This window comes from Micromonospora coerulea (assembly GCF_016598485.1).
In the GTDB taxonomy this organism is placed as follows: Bacteria; Actinomycetota; Actinomycetes; order Mycobacteriales; family Micromonosporaceae; genus Micromonospora; species Micromonospora coerulea.
This window is the reverse complement of record NZ_JAEMUW010000003.1, coordinates 177,185-195,708: the sequence shown is the minus strand read 5'-3', so window position 1 is coordinate 195,708 and position 18,524 is coordinate 177,185. Positions and strand designations below refer to the sequence as shown.

The 18,524-nt window shown below is 73.6% G+C and carries 12 protein-coding genes; 7 read left to right on the top strand and 5 right to left on the bottom strand.

From position 1 onward, the window contains the following. Positions 1-57: 57 nt before the first annotated feature. Complete coding sequence (locus tag I8N68_RS05500) at positions 58-1,350, bottom strand: acetyl-CoA C-acetyltransferase (protein WP_200208745.1); 1,293 nt, start codon at positions 1,348-1,350, stop codon at positions 58-60. Between the two features lie 54 nt (positions 1,351-1,404). Between I8N68_RS05500 and I8N68_RS05495 the strand changes: the two genes are divergently transcribed. From I8N68_RS05495 to I8N68_RS05485, 3 genes are all read left to right on the top strand, one after another. After that, complete coding sequence (locus tag I8N68_RS05495) at positions 1,405-2,763, top strand: 3-oxoacyl-ACP reductase (protein ID WP_200208744.1); 1,359 nt, start codon at positions 1,405-1,407, stop codon at positions 2,761-2,763. A gap of 290 nt (positions 2,764-3,053) precedes the next feature. Further along, the gene (locus I8N68_RS33830) at positions 3,054-3,896 is read left to right on the top strand and encodes a MaoC/PaaZ C-terminal domain-containing protein (protein ID WP_372433680.1); all 843 of its coding nucleotides are present in this window, start codon (positions 3,054-3,056) and stop codon (positions 3,894-3,896) included. 89 nt (positions 3,897-3,985) lie between these two features. Then, positions 3,986-4,603: a DedA family protein gene (locus tag I8N68_RS05485; RefSeq protein WP_200208742.1), complete on the top strand. Its 618-nt coding sequence runs from the start codon at positions 3,986-3,988 to the stop codon at positions 4,601-4,603. 9 nt (positions 4,604-4,612) lie between these two features. On the opposite strand, the gene I8N68_RS05480 is transcribed toward I8N68_RS05485, so the two are convergent. Beyond that, entirely contained in the window at positions 4,613-5,251 is a 639-nt protein-coding gene (locus tag I8N68_RS05480; protein WP_200208741.1) for a TetR/AcrR family transcriptional regulator, read from the bottom strand. A 78-nt stretch (positions 5,252-5,329) separates the two neighbouring features. On the opposite strand from I8N68_RS05480, the gene I8N68_RS05475 reads away from it, so the two are divergent. The 4 genes from I8N68_RS05475 to I8N68_RS05460 all read left to right on the top strand — a co-directional run bounded on the left by I8N68_RS05475 (position 5,330) and on the right by I8N68_RS05460 (position 10,404). Next, positions 5,330-5,782: an SCP2 sterol-binding domain-containing protein gene (locus tag I8N68_RS05475; protein ID WP_200208740.1), complete on the top strand. Its 453-nt coding sequence runs from the start codon at positions 5,330-5,332 to the stop codon at positions 5,780-5,782. A gap of 1 nt (position 5,783) precedes the next feature. After that, positions 5,784-6,998, top strand: a complete 1,215-nt coding sequence (locus tag I8N68_RS05470) for an acyl-CoA dehydrogenase family protein (RefSeq protein WP_200208739.1) — start codon at positions 5,784-5,786, stop codon at positions 6,996-6,998. A 176-nt stretch (positions 6,999-7,174) separates the two neighbouring features. Further along, on the top strand, positions 7,175-8,740 hold the full coding sequence (locus I8N68_RS05465) for an AMP-binding protein (protein WP_200208738.1): 1,566 nt from the start codon (positions 7,175-7,177) through the stop codon (positions 8,738-8,740). A gap of 131 nt (positions 8,741-8,871) precedes the next feature. Next, positions 8,872-10,404, top strand: coding sequence for a N,N-dimethylformamidase beta subunit family domain-containing protein (locus I8N68_RS05460; protein ID WP_200208737.1), 1,533 nt, complete (start codon positions 8,872-8,874; stop codon positions 10,402-10,404). Positions 10,405-10,457: 53 nt separating this feature from the next. On the opposite strand, the gene I8N68_RS05455 is transcribed toward I8N68_RS05460, so the two are convergent. From I8N68_RS05455 to I8N68_RS05445, 3 genes are all read right to left on the bottom strand, one after another. Then, a complete protein-coding gene (locus I8N68_RS05455; protein WP_200208736.1) occupies positions 10,458-15,536 on the bottom strand; it encodes a DNA repair ATPase in 5,079 nt (1,692 codons plus the stop codon). Next, positions 15,529-17,550, bottom strand: a complete 2,022-nt coding sequence (locus I8N68_RS05450) for a flotillin family protein (protein ID WP_200208735.1) — start codon at positions 17,548-17,550, stop codon at positions 15,529-15,531. Before I8N68_RS05450 ends, I8N68_RS05455 begins: the two co-directional genes overlap by 8 nt. A gap of 172 nt (positions 17,551-17,722) precedes the next feature. Continuing rightward, the gene (locus tag I8N68_RS05445; RefSeq protein ID WP_200208734.1) at positions 17,723-18,361 is read right to left on the bottom strand and encodes an OB-fold-containig protein; all 639 of its coding nucleotides are present in this window, start codon (positions 18,359-18,361) and stop codon (positions 17,723-17,725) included. Positions 18,362-18,524 lie beyond the last annotated feature (163 nt).

Genomic DNA, 18,524 nt, shown 5'->3' with positions numbered 1-18,524 from the left:
GACGCCCGCCCGGGCATCCCCGGGCGGGCGTCGACGTGTTCAAGGGCCGTCGCGCGGTCAGCGCTCCAGGATCGCGGTGACGCCCTGGCCGCCGGCGGCGCAGATCGAGATCAGGCCCCGCCCGCTGCCCTTCTCGGCGAGCAGCTTGGCCAGGGTGGCGACGATCCGGCCGCCGGTGGCCGCGAACGGGTGCCCGGCGGCCAGCGAGGAGCCGTTGACGTTGAGCCGGTCGCGGTCGATCGGGCCGAGCGGCGCGTCCAGCCCCAGCCGCTCCTTGCAGAACTCCGGCGACTCCCAGGCGGCCAGGGTGGCCAGCACCTGCGAGGCGAACGCCTCGTGGATCTCGTAGTAGTCGAAGTCCTGGAGGGTCAGCCCGGCCCGGGCCAGCATCCGCGGCACCGCGTACGCGGGGGCCATCAGCAGTCCCTCGTCGCCGTGCACGAAGTCGACCGCGGCGGTCTCGGACCAGCTGAACCAGGCCAGCACCGGCAGGCTGTGCTCCCGCGCCCACTCCTCTGACGCCAGCAGCACGGTGGAGGCGCCGTCGGTCAGCGGTGAGGAGTTGCCGGCGGTCATGGTGGCCCGCTCGGCATCCGGGCCGCGGTTGCCGAAGACCGGCTTGAGCGAGCCGAGCTTCTCCAGGCTGGTGTCCGGGCGGAGGTTCTGGTCGCGGGTCAGCCCCAGGTAGGGGGTCATCAGGTCGTCGAAGAAACCCTTGTCGTACGCGGCGGCCAGGCGCTGGTGCGAGCGGATCGCCAGCTCGTCCTGGGACTGCCGGTCGACGTTCCAGCGCAGCGCCGTCCGGGCGGCGTGCTCCCCCATCGACAGCCCGGTACGCGGCTCGGCGTTGCGCGGGATCTCCGGCTTGAACGGCTGGTGCGGGCGGAGCTTCGCGGCGATCTTCAGCCGCTCGCCGAGGGTCCGGGCCGAGTTGAGCTGGAGCAGGGTGCGGCGCAGGTCCTCGTTGACCGCCAGCGGCGCGTCCGAGGTGGTGTCCACGCCGCCGGCGATGCCGACCTCGATCTGCCCGAGGGCGATCTTGTTGGCGACCAGGATGGCCGCCTCCAGACCGGTGCCGCAGGCCTGCTGGATGTCGTACGCGGGGGTGTGCGGGTCGAGCCGGGAGCCGAGCACGACCTCGCGGGTGAGGTTGAAGTCGCGGGAATGCTTGAGCACCGCGCCGGCGACCACCTCGCCGACCCGCTGGCCGGCCAGCCCGAACCGGGCCACCAGGCCGTCCAGCGCCGCGCCGAGCATGTCCGCGTTGGACGCGTGCGCGTAGCGGGAGTTGGACCGGGCGAAGGGGATGCGGTTGCCCCCGATGACCGCGACCCGCCGGACACTCTGCACGATCGGCCTCCTCGAAGCTGTTGCCCGAACCCTACTGGCCAGTAGGCTACGCCCATGACCGACAGGTACGCGAGCTTCGTCCAATCGGGGGCCGGTCGCGCGCTGGTCAAGCGCCTCGGGCTGCCCGACCCGCCTCGACTGCGCCGGCACACGCCGGGCGACCCGCTCCTGCCCGGGCCCGTCCTGCTCGGCGCCGCCACCGGCAGCCGGCTGGCCGAGCCGGTCGGCAAGATCCTGGCGGCCGCCGGGGTGGAGCTGCCCGACCCGTCCGCCGGCACCGACGCCACCGCGCGCTACGCCGCCCTGGTGTACGACGCGACCGGCATCACCGACTCGACCGAGCTGCGGCAGCTCTACGACTTCTTCCACCCGCAGGCCCGCTCGCTGCTGCCCAGCGGCCGGGTGATCGTGCTCGGCACCCCGCCCGCCGAGTGCGGCTCGCCCCGGGCGGCCACCGCCCAGCGCGCGTGTGAGGGGCTGACCCGCAGCATCGGCAAGGAGTTCGGCCGGGGCATCACCGCCCAGCTGGTGTACGTCACAAAGGCCGCCGACCCCGGCACCCTGACCAGCCTGGAGTCGACGCTGCGCTTCCTGCTGTCCGGCCGCTCCGCGTACGTCTCTGGGCAGGTGATCCGGGTCGGCGCGGGCACCGCCCAGCCGCCGGCCGACTGGGACCGCCCGCTGGACGGCCAGGTCGTCCTGGTCACCGGGGCGGCCCGGGGCATCGGCGCGGCCCTGGCCCGGGTGCTGGCCCGCGACGGGGCCCAGGTCGTGGCGCTGGACGTACCGGCCGCCGGGGACGCGCTGGCCGCCGTGGCCAACGAGATCGGCGGCACCGCCGTGCAGCTCGACCTGACCACCCCGGACGCCCCGACGCGGCTGGCCGAGCATCTGGCGAGCCGGCACGGCCGGGTCGACGTGGTGGTGCACAACGCCGGCATCACCCGGGACAAGACCCTCGGCCGGATGGACGCCGACCGCTGGGACTCCGTCATCGACGTCAACCTCTCCAGCCAGGAGCGGATCAACGACGTGTTGCTGGAACGGGCCCTGATCCCGACCGGCGGGCGGATCGTCTCGGTCTCCTCGATCGCCGGCATCGCCGGCAACCGCGGGCAGACCAACTACGCCACCAGCAAGGCCGGCGTGATCGGCCTGGTCGACTCGCTGGCCCCGGCGCTGAACGAGCGCGGCATCAGCGTCAACGCGGTGGCCCCCGGCTTCATCGAGACCCGGCTAACCGCGCGCATCCCGCTGATGCTGCGCGAGGCGGGCCGCCGGATGAACAGCATGTCCCAGGGCGGCCTGCCGGTGGACGTGGCCGAGACGATCGGGTGGTTGGCCTGGCCGGCCACCGGCGCGGTCACCGGCAACGTGGTCCGGGTCTGCGGCCAGAGCCTGTTGGGGGCGTGATGGCCAGGCGCAGGGACCGCTCGGCGGACGGCCCGGCCGAGGAGCTCACGGTCCACGAACTGATCGACGGCCCGACCCAGGACCTCACCGGCCTCCACGTCGCCGCCACGGCGGCGGCCGGCCCCGACGCGGACGCCACCCGCGACCTGTCGGGGCTCGCCCCCGCTGCGGCCCGGGATCCGGGCGTCGAGGCGACCCGGGACCTCGCGGCGGTGGCCCCGACCGGCGGGGCGGCCGCGGGAGCGGGGTCCGGCTCCGGCGGGGCGGGGCCGGACGGCGGCGGCCGCGCCGTGGTCGAGCTGCCCCGGATGCCGGCGGCCGGGGCGCTCTACCGGCGGGCGCTGCTCGGCGCGCTGCCGGGGGTGGGCGGCCGGCGCGGCGGCACGATCCCCGCGGTGGAGCTCACCGTGGCGGGCGTCGCCGTGGACCGGGCACACCTGGCCGACTACGACCGGGTCTGCGGCTTCCGGCTCGCCGACCGGCTGCCGGCGACGTACCCGCACGTGATGGGCTTTCCGCTGGCGCTGCGGCTGATGACCGCGCCGGAGTTCCCGATCCCGCTGACCGGGGTGGTGCACGTGGCCAACCGGATCACCGTGCGCCGACCGGTGGAGGCCGGCGAGCGGCTGGACTTCCGGACGTACGCGGCGAACCTGCGCCCGCACGACCGGGGCCGGCAGCTCGACGTGGTCCTCGTCGGCTCGATCGACGGGGAGGAGGTGTGGCGCGGCGTCTCGACGTACCTGGCCAAGGAGCGCACGGCCGGCGGCGGTGCGCGGCGCGACCCGGGTGACCCGCCGACCCCGCCGGCCCCCTCCGCACACTGGCGACTGACCCCCCGGGTCGGTACGGACTACGCGCGGGTCTCCGGGGACCACAACCCCATCCACACCTCGCGGCTCGGCGCGCGGCTGTTCGGGTTCCCCCGGCCGATCGCGCACGGGATGTGGAGCAAGGCGCACTGCCTGGCCGCGCTGGAGAGCCGGCTGCCGGACGGTTACACGGTCGGCGTGGCGTTCAAGCTGCCGGTACCGCTGCCCTCGACGGTGGCGTTCAGCGCCCGCCCCGGCTGGGACTTCGCGCTGCACGACGCCCGATCCGGCCGCCCGCACCTGACCGGCACGATCCGCTGACGCGCGCCGCCGTCCGGGCCCGGGTCCGGGCGGCGGCGCGATCCGGCGACTTCGGCCCGCCCCCGACGGCCGGGCACGAGCATGAGGGCATGGCGTCCCTGCTCGACCTGCTGCACCAGACGGTCACGTCACCGTGGGTGTATCTGGTGATCTTCGCGGTCACCGCGGTCGACGCGATCTTCCCGGCGGTGCCGGGCGAAACGGTGGTGATCACCGCGGGTGCGTTCGCGGTTGGCGGGGAACCGAATCTCGTCGCGGTGATCGCGATGGCCGCGCTCGGCGCGCTCGCCGGCGACCACGCCTCGTACGGCATCGGCCGGGGCGGCGGCGCAAACCGGCTGGCCCGGCTGCCGGTGGAAAGCCGGCGGCGCAGCAGCTCGGAGTGGGCCCGGCGGGCCCTCGACCGGCGTGGCGGGCTGATCCTGACCACCGCCCGGTACGTCCCCGGCGGCCGCACCGCGGTCACCCTGACCATGGGCGCGGTCCGTTACCCGGCGCGCTGCTTCCTGCTGTACGACGCGCTGGCCTGCGGCAGCTGGGGGATCTACTGCGGGCTGCTCGGCTACTTCGGTGGCCTGGCCTTCGAACGCGACCCGGTCAAGGGCCTGCTGGTCGGCCTCGCACTGTCGATCGCCGTCACCGGCACGCTGGAGGTGGCCCGCTGGCTGCGTCGCCGCGCCCGCGCCCGGGCGGTCGCCCGCCGCTGAGCGCGCCGGTCAGCTCTGTGGCGGGTGCCAGGCGGCGCCGTCCAGGAGCTGGGCGGCGCCGAGCCAGGCCACGTTCATCATCCGGGTGGCGGTCTTCTCCGGATCCGCCTCCGGGTGGTCGGCGAGCCAGTCCGCGAGCGACTCGGTCGCCCCGACCAGGGCGTACGCGACCACCTCCAGGTCAGTGGGGCCCACCTCGCGCCCCTCGACGCGCAGCGCGTGGTCCAGCATGCCGGCGACCACCTCGACCAGCCGGCCGCGCATGGTGGCCAGCTCCCCGGCGAACGGCTGCTCGCCCCGGGCCTGGCGGTAGAGCACCGCCCACCCGTCCCGGTGCGCCCCGACGAAGCCGAAGAACGCCCGCAGCCCACGCCACAGCCGCTCGTCGGCGGGCAGGTCCGGGGCGGCGGCCCCGGCGATCGCCTCCATCATCCGGGTGCCCTCGCGGTGCAGGCAGGCGACGAAGAGCTCCTCCTTGGTGCCGAGGTAGGCGTAGACCATCGGCTTGGAGATGCCGGCGTCCTCGGCGATCTCGTCCATGCTGGCGGCGTGGAAGCCGCGCCGGGAGAAGACCTTGACCGCGGCGTCGAGCATCTGCTGCTCGCGGACGGCCCGGGGCAGGCGCTTGAAGGTGGGTGTGCTGGACACTCTTGCGAGCATACCTACTCGTGCGTAAGGTTACGCCAGAGTAACCAAAGTCGGCCCGCTCCGAGAGGTGCATCCCCCATGACTGACTTCGACCCGGCCAACTTCGCGAACGTCGGCCCCAAGGAGTTCGCGAAGCTGGTCAAGTCCACCCCCGACGACAAGATCGCCGAGGTGATGTCGGGCGACCTGCGCGGCAAGATCCTGAGCGAGGTCTTCAACCGGATGCCGTCGCTGTTCCGCGCCGACCGCGCGGGCTCCACCAACGCGGTCATCCACTGGAACATCACCGGCCGCCCCGACGGTGGCACCGACACCTACGAGGTCGTCATCGACAACGGCACCTGCACGGTCAACGAGGGTGCGCAGCGGGACCCGAAGCTGAGCCTCACCATGGGCCCGGTCGAGTTCCTGAAGATCGTCTCCGGTGGCGCCAACCCGGTGATGATGTTCATGACCGGCAAGCTGAAGGCCAAGGGCGACCTTGGCCTGGCCGCCAACATCGCCAACCTCTTCGACATCCCCAAGGGCTGACATGGCCGAGTTCTCGCTAGACCTGAATGAGGAACAGCGGGATCTTCGCGACTGGGTGCACGGCTTCGCCGCCGAGGTCGTGCGCCCGGCCGCGGCCGAGTGGGACGCCCGGGAGGAGACTCCCTGGCCGATCATCCAGGAGGCGGCGAAGGTCGGCCTGTACGGCTTCGAATTCCTCGCCACCTGTTGGGCCGACCCCACCGGCCTGTCACTGCCCATCGCCAGCGAAGAGCTCTTCTGGGGCGACGCCGGCATCGGGCTGAGCATCTTCGGCACCTCCCTCGCCGTTGCCGCCATCTACGGCGCGGGCACCCCCGACCAGCTCGTCGAGTGGGTGCCGCAGTGCTTCGGCGACCTGGACTCACCGGCCGTCGCCGCGTTCTGCACCAGCGAACCGGAGGCCGGCTCCGACGTCAGCGCGATGCGCACCCGGGCGGTCTACGACGAGGCCACCGACGAGTGGGTGCTGCGCGGGCAGAAGGCGTACGCCACCAACGGCGGGATCGCCGGGGTGCACGTGGTCACCGCCTCGGTGGAGCCCGAGTTGGGCTCGCGGGGGCAGGCCGCGTTCGTCGTACCGCCCGGCACGCCGGGGCTGAACGCCACCCGCAAGCTGCGCAAACTGGGACTGCGGGCGTCGCACACCGCCGACGTCTTCCTCGACGACGTCCGGGTACCCGGGCGCTGTCTGCTGGGTGGGCGGGAGGCCCTGCTCGAACGGCTGGACCGGGCCCGCTCCGGGCAGCGCGCCTCCGGGCAGGCCGCGATGCGGACGTTCGAGCTGTCCCGGCCGACCGTCGGCGCGCAGGCGCTCGGCGTGGCCCGGGCGGCGTACGAGTATGCCCTGGACTACGCCAAGGACCGGGTCCAGTTCGGTCGCCCGATCATCACCAACCAGGCGGTCGCGTTCGCCCTCGCGGACATGAAGATGGAGATCGACGCCGCCCGGCTGCTGGTCTGGCGGGCCTCCTGGATGGGACGCAACAACCGGCCGTTCAGCGCGGGCGAGGGCTCGATGTCCAAGCTCAAGGCCGGCGAGGTGGCCGTCTCGGTCACCGAGAAGGCGGTCCAGCTCCTCGGCGGCGCGGGCTTCCTCCGCGACCACCCGGTCGAGCGCTGGTACCGGGACGCCAAGATCTACACGATCTTCGAGGGCACCTCCGAGATCCAGCGGCTGGTCATCTCCCGCGCCATCTCCGGAATGCAGATCCGCTGACCGGGGTCGGGAGCCCTCACCGACCGTCCCCACCCCGAGCGAGGGTGTCCGACGGGTGGGCTCGGGGAACGCCGGCTGGGCTCCGCGCCGCCGCGGGTGCATGATCGAGAGGACACGCTCGGTACGGAAGGGCTCCTCCGGGAGCCCTTCGGTGCTCCCCGAAGGAGGGTTGCGGCTTGGACCTGCCGTTCATCGTCGCCACACTGACCCGGCGCGGGCTGCTCACCCCCGGCCGCCCCATCCGGGTCGCCTCCCAGCTCGGCGCGCTGCGCAAGTGGGGCTGGAGCCTCGCCGGTGAGCTGCGCCAGGCCGCCGCCCGCGACCCCGGGCGAACGGCCGTCATCGACGAGCGGGGCGTCGAGCTGACCTACCAGGAGCTGCTGGACCGGGCCGAACGCCTGGCCCGGTCGATGCGCGCCGGGCTCGGCGTCCAGGCCGGGGACCGGATCGGGGTGCTCTGTCGCAACCACCACGGGCTGATCGAGGCGATCGTCGCGGCGATGCTGCTCGGCGCGGACGCCGTCCTGGTCAACACCGGGCTCTCCGCGGCGCAGCTGACCACCGTCGCCGAGGAACAGGCGCTGCGGGTGCTGGTGCACGACGCCGAGTTCGCCGAACGGGTGCTCGGCCTGCCCGCCGAGGTGCACCGGGTCGACGAACGCGGCCAGGAGGAGCTGATCGCCGGCGCGCTGCCCGGTGACCAGCTCCAGCCGCCGGAGCGGGACGGCCGGACCATCGTGCTCACCTCGGGCACCACCGGCACGCCGAAGGGCGCCCGGCGGCCCACCCCGCACGGCTTCGGCCCGCTGGTCTCCATCATCGACCGGATTCCGCTGCACACCCGGGACACCGTGCTGATCGCCGCGCCGCTCTTCCACACCTGGGGGTACGCGGCCCTCCAGGTGGCCTTCGCGCTGCGCGCCACCATCGTGCTGCACCGCCGGTTCGACCCGGCCACCACGCTGGCCGCGCTGGCGACGCACCGGTGCGACGCGATGTTCGCCGTGCCGGTGATGCTGCAACGGCTGCTGGAGGTGCCGCCGCCGACCCCCCGCCCACCGCTGAAGGTGGTCGCGGTCAGCGGCTCCGCCCTGCCCGGCGGGCTGGCGCCGAAGTTCATGGACGTCTACGGCGACGTCCTCTACAACCTGTACGGCTCGACCGAGGTCTCCTGGGCCTCCATCGCCGGGCCGGCCGACCTGCGCCAAGCCCCGACCACCGCCGGCCGGCCCCCGCACGGCACCCGGCTGGAGCTCCTCGACCACGCCGGCGAGCCGGTCCCGGACGGGCGGGTCGGGCGGATCTTCGTGGGCAACGAGATGCTCTTCGAGGGGTACACCTCGGGGGCCCACCGGGAGACCCACGACGGCCTGCTGGACACCGGCGACCTGGGCCGGGTCAACGCCGAGGGCCTGCTCTTCGTCGACGGCCGGGCCGACGACATGATCGTCTCCGGGGGTGAGAACGTCTTCCCCTCCGAGGTCGAGGACCTGCTCGCCCAGCTGCCGCAGGTCCGCGAGGCCGCCGTCATCGGGGTGCCCGACCCCGAGTACGGCCAGCGGCTCGCCGCGTTCCTCGCCCTGCACCCCGGCGAGACGCTCGACCCGCAGGCCGTCCGCGAATACGTACGGCACTACCTGGCCCGCTTCTCCGTGCCCCGCGACGTCATCTTCGTGAAGTACCTGCCCCGCAACGCCACCGGCAAGGTGCTCAGCCGCGAGCTGCGCCGCTACTACGGCTGACCCTGAGGGGCCCCGCTCCGGGCCGGCGCGGCGCCCCCCACAGGGGACGGACAGGGACCGGCGGCCGGTGGTACCTTCTGCTCCGCCGCCGGTCCCGGCCGGTCCGCTCACACCGTTTCAGGAGCTGCTCGATGGTCCGTCTCCGCCGGCGCTGGGCACTCGGTCTTCTCGCCGGCGGGGTCTCCGCCGCGGCGCTCGGCACCACCGACCCGGTCCTCGGGCGGCGGCGCACCGGCACCCTGGCCCGGCGCCAGCCGCCCCCCGTGGAGGTGGAGAACCGCGCCGCCGGTGAGCCCTGGTGGCCGCCGCGGGACGACCGCTGCGTGGACGACCGGCAGCGCCAGATCCAGGGGTACGCCTCGACCACCAGCGTCGCCCCCGGCGAGTCCGTCGACTTCCACGTCGCGGTCAACCCCGGCGGCCGGTACCGGATCTCGATCCACCGGCTCGGCTGGTACGACGGCGCCGGGGCACGCACCCTGCTCACCAGCCCCCAGCTCGACGGCGAGCCTCAGCCGGTGCCGCCGGCCGACCCGGCCACCGGGGCCATCGCCTGCCGCTGGCCGGTCTCCTGGACCGTCCGGGTGCCGGACGACTGGACGTCCGGGCTGTACCAGGCCGTCTTCACCTCGGCGGACGGCTGGCGCGCCTGCACCCCCTTCGTGGTCCGGGACGACCGGCGGGCCGCCGCCCTCTGCGTGGTGCTGCCGATGACCACCTGGCAGGCGTACAACCAGTGGCCGCTCGACGGGCAGACCGGGAAGAGTCTCTACAACGGCTTCAGCGCCACCGGGCGCACCGACCCCGCGGCGCGCGCCCGGGAGGTCTCCTTCGACCGGCCGTACGTCCACGAGGGCCTGCCCACCCAGATCGACCGGGACCACGACGCCATCCAGTGGCTGGAGCGCAGCGGGTACGACGTCAGCTACGCCAGCAGCCTCGACCTGCACTCCGGCCGGCTCGACCCGAGCCGGCACCGCGGCCTGGTGTTCTCCGGTCACGACGAGTACTGGTCGGTGCGGATGCGCCGCGCGGCGGAGCGCGCCGTGGCGGCCGGCACCAGCCTGGCGTTCCTCTCCGCCAACAGCGTCTACTGGCACGTCCGGATACGCGACGACGCGGACGGCCGGCCGGGACGGCTGGTGGCCTGCAGCAAGGCCACGCCCGATCCGGAGCAGGACGCCGACGGTCCGACCATCACCTGGCGCAACCTGGGCCGGCCCGAGCAGGCGCTGCTCGGCGTGCAGTACAACGGCATCGTCCGGGACCCGCAGCCGCTGGTGGTGCGGGCCGCCGACCACTGGTTCTGGGCCGGCACCGGGCTCGCCGACGGCGACCGGATCCCCGGCATGGTCGGCGGCGAGGCCGACGGTGTCAGCCCGGACCACCCGTACCCGACCGCGCTCACCGCCACCGTGCTCAGCGCCTCGCCGTACCGCACCCGGTACGGGAGCCACCGGGTGCAGAACACCCACCTGTACGAGACGCCGCAGGGCGGCCTCGTCTTCGCCTCCGGCACGTTCTGCTGGGCGATGGCGCTGAACCGGCCCGGGCACCGGGACGAGCGGGTCGTGCGGGCCACCGCCAACCTGCTGGACCGGATCACCGGCCGGGACGCCGCGTCGACCGACCGGGCCGCGGCAGCGGGGGTCGCCCGCCGGTGACCCGAGGGCGGCGGGGGTTGTCCGGCGTACCGGAGGATCCCCCGCCGCCGGCCTCAGCCCCGGTCGGCCGCGCGACCGATCGCCGCCGCGACCCCGCCGACCCGGTCGGCGAGCAGGCCGAGCGCGCCCACCGCCCGGTCCACCGGGTCGTCCGTCGCGCCACCGATCGCGCGGGCCCGCAGGTAGCCGGCCTTCACCTCGGCCCACCGCCGGGCCTGCTCCGGCGTGAGCCGGCCGCGCAGCTCGGCCAGCTTCAGCAGGTTCGCCTCGGCACCCGAGGCCAGGGTCTGCGCCTCGCCGCGGTAGTGGTCGTCGATGACCGCCTCCAGCTCCTCGTCGCTGAGCACCGGGACGATCCGCTCGGCCAGCTTGTTCATGTTCCGGTACGACCCCTGGAGCTGGAAGGGCGGCTCGGTACGGGAGGCGTCGGCCTGCGCCGCCGAGGCGATGTACGCCTGGTTGTTGGCGAGCACCACCTGCTGCACCCGCAGCAGCTTGCGCAGTACCGAGACGATCTGCTCCAGTTCCACCGGCGAGTACGGGTGGCCGAGCTGGTCGGCCCGGACCGACTCGTCGCCCCGGGCCAGCCGGACCAGCAGCTCCAGGTCGCCGCGGTCCCGGCCGGACAGCGGCGCCAGCACCGGATTGGCGGTGAGCGCGTTCTCCAGGTAGCTGAGCGCGAACACCTCCTCCCGGCCGGAGAGCACGTCGCCGAGGTTCCACACGTCGGCCCGGTTGGCGAGCATGTCCGGCACCCGGAACCGCTGCCCCGACTCGGTGTACGGATTGCCCGCCATGCACACCGCGAACCGCTTGCCGCGCAGGTCGTAGGTGCGGGTGCGGCCCTCCCAGACGCCCTCCATCCGGCGCTGCCCGTCGCAGAGCGAGACGAACTTCTGCAGCAGTTCCGGCGAGGTGTGCTGGATGTCGTCGAGGTAGAGCAGCACGTTGTTGCCCAGCTCCAGAGCGAAGGAGATCTTCTCCACCTCCTGCCGGGCGGTCGCGTCGGGCGCGTCCGCCGGGTCGAGCGAGGTGACCCCCGAGCCCAGGGCCGGGCCGTTGACCTTGACGAAGACCAGGCCGAGCCGGCTGGCCACGTACTCCATCAGGGTGGTCTTGCCGTAGCCGGGCGGGGAGATCAGCAGCAGCAGGCCCATCTGGTCGACCCGCTTGGCGTCCCCGGGCGCGCCGAGCTGGCGGGCCAGGTTGTCGCCGATCAGCGGCAGGTACACCTCGTCGAGCAGCTTGTTGCGGACGAACGCGCTCAGCACCCGGGGCCGGTACTCCTCCAGCCGGAGCCGGTCCCGCTCGGCGTCCACCAGCGCGTTGCGCCGGCGCTGGTAGTCCCGGTACGCCGGCACCAGCTCGGTGCGGAACCGGCGGGTCCGGGCCAGCGTCTCGTCCAACCGCAGGGTGAGCGCCGAGCCGGTGATCCGGGGGTGCGCGCCGAGCAGGCCCCCGACGGTCTCCGCCATGGTCGCCGCCGCATCGTGCCGGGGCAGGTCGGCGCCGCACAGCTCCACCGCCACGGCCTCCGGCAGGTCGTACCCGGACAGCGTGCCGTCGTCGGTGGCGAGGAACGCGGTCAGCCACGCCTCCACCAGCTGGTACCGGCTGGCCAGATCGCCGTCGAGGGACCGCAGGTCGGCGTCGAACTCCCGGGCGGAGCGGGACTGCGGGCCGCCGAGGGCACGGCGGAACCGGTCCAGCACGGCCCGCGCGCCGGCCCCGGTGACGAAGCCCGCGGGCGGCTGGGACAACTCCTCGAACAGGTACTCCCCGGCCAGGTCGGCCTCGGCGGCCGCACCGGTCAGCCCGGCCGCGGTCAGGAAGCGGCGCACCTCGGCGGCCAGCTCGGCGTGCAGTCGGTCGATGGCGTCCCCGCCACCGGCGTCCGCCGGCCCGCCCGGCCCGGGCGGGGCCACCCGGCCGAACCGCTCCCGGGCCCGGGCCAGCGAGGTGGCCCGGGCGGTCCACGCCGTCCGGGCCGGCTCGGCCGCGCCGAACCGCCAGAACAGCTGCGCGGCGGCCCGGGCGGCCGGCGGGTAGCGGAGCAGGCCCGCCCCGGCGTGCAGCCGCAGCAGCGCCCGGAGCAGCTCGGTGGCGTCGTGGTCGTGCACGCCCCGCTCGTAGCCCTCGTCGTAGCGGGCCTCGGCGAACCGGCGGACCAGCTCGCGCAGGTCACCGGCGTCGGCCGCCGCCGCCCGCAGCCCGTCCACGGTCAGCCCGTCCCGGCCCGCCTCGGCGGCGGCCAGGATCGAGGTGGCCAGGTACTCGGCGCGGTACACCTCCGGCGACTCGGAGACCAGCAGCTGGTCCCAGAACCGGCGGGTGCGGGCGAACTCGGTGTCCCGGACCGGGGCGCGGTAGTCGGTGCCGGTCACCGCCACCGCCAGCCCGCCGTCGTGCGGCACCACGGTCACGTCGATCGGCTGGGTGTTCACCGCGAACCGGTGCCGGCCCAGCCGGATCGTCTCGCCGCCGTCGGCGTACAGGTCGAGGCGGTCGCGCAGGCCGCGACCAGCCTCCTGGCGCGCGGCCCGGATCCGGCCGTCCAGCTCCTCGGCCCGGACCGGGTCGCCGAGGGTACGCAGCTCCTCCACCACCGCACGCAGCTTGCCCACCATCGGGTCCGCCGCGAAGTACGTGTTGATCTCGTCCAGCGAGGCCAGCGTGCCGACCCGGCGCCGGACGCTGACCAGGATCCGCTCCGCCGACGAGACCAACCGGTCGGCCCGCCGGGCCCGCTCGTCGAGCAGCGCCTGCTTCCGCGAGGAGAACGCCTCGTAGATCTCGGTCCGCCGGGTCGCCAGCTCGGCCAGGAAGTCGTCGAACTCCCCGAACCGGGATTCCAGGTCCTCCACCCGCAGCAACAGCCGGCCCAGCTGCTCGTCGCACCGCTCGGCGGTGTCCGCCGCCGCCAGCGCCCCGGTCACCGCCTGCCCGAGCAGCGCGAACTCGGCCGCGAAGCCGGCCCGCCCCTCCACCTCCAGCAGCTCCCGGCGGCGGTTGTCCAGCACCGCCCGGGCCCGGTTGACCGCGCCGAGCACCTCGCCGACCCGGGTCAGGATCCCGGTGCGGACGGTCGCGTCGGCGATGTCCAGCCCGCCGACCACGTCGGTGATGGTCTGCAACCCCTCGGCGCGCCCGGCCAGCTCCTCCCGGACCGCCCCGGCCTCGGCCACCGTGCCGATCGCCGCGCCCTGCCCGGCCAGCCGGTCCACCTCGGCCTGGTAGCCGGCGAACGCGTCGTCGCGGCGCAGGAAGTCCACCGCCCGCCGGCCGGCGGCCGTCAGCTCCCCGTCCAGCCGCTCCGCCAGTTCGTCGATCCGCCCGTGGTCGACGTACCGGAGCTCCCGCAGGGACTCCAGGTGGCCGCGGGCCTGGCGCAGCCCGGCGAGCTGCCGCACCCAGTCGTCGGCGGTCAGCGGCGCCTCGCCGCGGGCCCGCCGGGCCAGCGAGGCGATCCGCTCGGCGCTCTCGTCCAGCGCGGTCCGCGCCTGGTCGGTGAGGGCACGGACCTTCTCGTACTCGTCGAGCACCGCGACCGCGGTGCGGCGCAGCTCGGCCAGCGGCGCCAGCAGGTCACCGAGGTCCGGGTCACCGAGCCAGTGGTAGTGGTCGACCATTCGGGCGCAGGCGGCGATCAACGCCTCGTAGACCGCGGTGGTGGCCGCCGCGCCGTCGACCATCCGGGCCACCGAGAGGCAGTCGGAGATGCCCCGGACCAGGTCGGCGTTACCCACCCGCTCCAGCGGGCCGGTGCCCGCCGGCTGCGCCGCCGCGTAAGCGTCGGAGACGTACGGCGTCTGCCAGATCTGCATCGGGTGGACCCGGGTCGGCTCCTCCGAGGTCGCCCGGAACACCACCAGCGTGCCGTCGTCGAAGAGCGAGAACCCGTGGCACAGGATCGGTGCGGCCACCTCCTTGCGGATGGCGTTGTACGGCAGCAGCAGCGAGCGGCCGTCCGCCCGGGCGTGGAAGACGTAGAGCACGTCCTCCCCGTTCGGGGAGCGGACCACCCGTTCGAACTCCAGCCCGGACACGTCGGTGTCGAAGGTGCGGGTGACCCCGGTGGCCAGGTGGTAGCCGCCGGCGAAGATGATGCCGTGGTCCTCCGGCAGCCGCTGGCAGGCCGGGCCGATGCCGTCGAGCCGGACCACCTCCCGGGTCAGCGAGTTGAAGACCAGGTGCCGCCACTCGGTCTCCTTGTACGGTCGTATCCGCAACAGGATCAGCGGCCCGACCCGGGCCCAGCTGACGTCCGCGTCGGCCAGGCTCTGCAGCGGCTCGTCCACCGGCTCGTCGTAGATGCCCTCGCCGACCTCGGTGTTGTTCTCCAGCTTGACCGTCAGCGTGCCGCCGACCGTCTCGACGAAGATCTCGTCGGCGATGGAGATGTGCGGGTGCCGGCCGAGGACGTGGTTCTCCCGGGTCGTCTCGACCCACTCGAAGTCGTGCGAGGGCGGGAAGACGTGGTCCCGCTCGCCCCGGTTGTCCAGGTACCCGACGCCGCCGTCGGGGTCGAGCCGCCAGCGCAGCACCCGGATGTCGTCGGTGCGCGGGCCGGTCTGGAACACCGCCAGCAGCCGGCCGTCGAGCCGGCGCAGTTGCAGCAGCCGGGTCTGCCGGTAGTAGCGGTACAGCTCGGCGAAGTCGCGCTGGAACACCGGGTCGCGCAGCAGGCCGGGTAGCTCGTCCGGGCCGGCCCGGTCGAACCGGAACGCGTCGGAGCCGCCCTCCTCGCCGCTTGGGGCACCGGCGCGTGCGTGGGGCTCCCGGGCGAAGCGGTGCAGCGAGAAGACGTCGTCGACCGTCGTCTCCGGCTTCAGGCCGATGAAGACGTTGTAGCCGAAGAGCATCAACCCGCCCACCGACACGATGTCCCGGGGCACGCAGTTGTGCCCGGTACGGATGCGCTCGGTGCTGAGCAGGCGCAACTCGGTGCTGCCGAAGACCTCCAGCCGCCGGGCGTTGAGCCCCTCCGCCCGGCGGGCCAGCTCGCCGGCCTGGCCGACGAGCCGGTTGCGCAGCACCTCGTAGCTGCCCGCGTCCAGCCCCGCCGGGCCGGCGTTCTGCCCGGCCGGACCGGCGGCGTTCCCGCCGGTCGGGCCGGAAACCGGCTCACTCACCGGCGCGCTGCCGCGGGCCGGCCAGGGCGCCCACCGGGGTCTCGGCCACGCCGAGCCGCTGCGCGACGGTCAGCAGTTCCTGGAGCTTGCCCTTGTCCGCGCCGCCGGCCCGCATCTGCTGCAACAGGAAGGCGGAGAGGGTCAGGTTCTGCACGTCGCCGGTGTTGATCGAGCCGAGCATCCGGGTCAGGTCCTCGGTGAAGCTGGCGGTGCCGTCCAGCCACGGCTGGGTGAGGCCCCGGGCGACGTCCGAGTGGGCCACGAAACCGTCCACGCTCTTGCCGAACGAGATCGAGCTGAGCAGCCGGTCGAAGAAGACGCTGTCCCCGCCGACGATGTCGATGTTCGCCTTCTCCAGGCCGGTGGAGACCAGCCTCGCCTGCGCCTCGGCGACCTGCCGCTGCGTGTCCAGCCCGGCGAGCCGGACCTCCTTCTCCAGCTCCAGCCGCAGCCGGTACTCCTCGTGCTGGCGGGTGGCGTCGTCCAGCGCGGCCATCGCCGCAGCCTTGTCGGTCAGACCCTCGGCCTCGCCCTTCAGCTTCTCGCGTACCGCCTCCGCGGCCAGCAGGGCCTTGTCGCGCTCGACGGCGACCTCCGCGCGGCCGACCTTCTCGATCGCCTCGGCGCTTCGCTCGCGGACCTGCACGTCGGCCAGGCCGGCGGCCGCCGCCTCGGCCTGGGTACCCTCGGCCAGCCGGATCTTCGCCCGGGTGTCCAGCTCGGCGGCCTGCTGCCGGGCCTCGGCGAGCACCAGCTCCTCGCGGGCCTTGAACTTCGCCGCCGTCTCGGCCGCCTCCGCCGCCTTGATGTCCTTGACCAGGTTCTCCTGCGCCTCGGCCTCGGCCTGGATGACCACCGCCTGGCGGGTCCGCTCGGCCTCCTCGACCACCCGCAGCCGCTTGATGTTCTCCTCCTGCTCGGCGACGGTCTTCTCGACCGCGATCCGCTCCCGGACGACCTCGGCGATGGCCCGCTTCTCCGCCTCGACCTCCTTGTCCTTCGAGATCGTGCTGAGCTCGGTCTCCCGCTGCCGGCCGATGACCTCCAGCATCCGGTCCTTCTCGATCCGCTCGGTCTCGATCGCGATGACCCGCTCCCGGTTCTTCTCGGCCACCGCGATCTCCCGGGTGCGGTTCTCGTGCTGGATGCCCAGCTGCTCGTCGGTACGGATGTTCGCCGTCTCGGCCCGCAGCCGCTCCTCCGCCCGAACCCGGGTGATCTCGGCCTCCTCGCGGGCCCGCACCGTCTCGATCTCCCGCCGCTGCTTGGCCTCGGCGTCCGCCTGGCGCCGCTCCAGCTCGAGGATCGCCTCCCGGGCGTCGACGTTCTGCCGGGTGATCTCCTTCTCCTCGCTGCGCTGGAACTCGTTGGTCCGCACGTGCTCGATCGCGGTCAGCTCGGTGATCTTCCGGATGCCCTGGGCGTCGAGGATGTTCTTCGCGTCCAACTGCGACATCGGGGTCTGCTCGAGGAAGTCGATCGCCGCGTCCTCCAGGCTGTACCCGTTGAGGTCGGTGCCGATCACCCGGATGATCTGGTCGCGGAACTCGTCGCGCTTCGTGTACAGATCGACGAAGTCGAGCTGCTTACCCACCGTCTTCAACGCCTCGGAGAACTTGGCGTTGAACAACTCCTGGAGGGTCTCCCGGTCACTGGCCCGGGCGGTGCCGATGGCCTGGGCAACCTTGATGACGTCCTCGGTGGTCTTGTTGACCCGGACGAAGAAGGTGATCCGGATGTCGGCGCGGATGTTGTCCCGACAGATCAGGCCCTCGTTGCCGGTGCGCTCGATGTCGATCGTCTTCACCGAGATGTCCATGATTTCGGACTTGTGCAGCACGGGCAGGACGACCGCCCCGGTGAACGTGACGTCCACCCGACGGACCTTGGAGACGATCAGCGCCTTGCCCTGCTCCACCTTGCGGAACAGGCGGCTGACCAGGAAGACCACGCCGAGGGCGACGAGCAGGAGGACGGCGAGCAGTACGCCGAACCCGGTGGTGACGACATCCATGGCTGAGCGCGCGGCGCCGGTCCGGTGGTAGGGACGGACCGGTGGGTGCCGCGCATCCTCCTTTCTGTGGGGGTTCGCGGGCAGCGTGGGACGGACCGGCGGCGGGGTGTGGCGTACGGTCCGGACTCGAAGGGGGTGACCCGTTGTCGCGGGTGAGGGTCACCGGCGGCGGTTACATCGGTGCGGGACGCGACGGGTCGGGCTGGAAGGCGATGCCGGCGGGCATCACCCAGAAGAACTCACCCTCGACGTCGTAGTCGTAGATCAGGGCGGAACTGCCGGCGCACAGCGGCTCGGCGCCGGGCTGGCGGACCTGGACGATCGCCGAGGAGCCGTCCGGCGCCGTCACCTCCGCCTGCCCGAAGTCGGCCGTCACCTGGCCGGTGCGGATGGTGCAGAGGCTGCCGACGAAGGCGTGCCGGCTGGACTCCGTACCCGTCGGGAACAGACGGCTCAGCGGCACCGCGACCAGGCGGGTCACCGCCCACGCGCAGAGCACGGCCGCCAGCAGCACCCCGACCAAGACCGCGATCCGGGCCACCGCGCCGAGGCCCAGCCCGTCGAGCAGCGCGGTGCCGGCGAGGCAGACGAACCAGGCCACCGCCACGAGCAGCGAGAACGCGACGGTGCTGGGCACGTTGCCGAGCCCCAGGCCGGCGAGGACGCCGCCGGGCACGCCGTCGGCGTCCAGGTCGTCGCCGAGGTCCAGCACCCCGGTCAGCACCAGTAGCCAGTAGCCGACGACCACCAGCAGCAGGAAGCTGAACAGCACGGTGGGAAAGCTGAGCGCCGTGGCGAAGAACCCGCCCATCGTGCACCCCCGTCCCGTTCCCGGCGAGGGCCTCACCCCTGACCGGCAGGGTTGATCGTGACACGGGTTGTCAATGCCTGAGGGCCGCCGAACGGCTGGTTCGCGGCGACCTGACCGGCCGGTTTGAGGTGCGGATCCGACCGGTCCGCCGGGCCGCCACGGG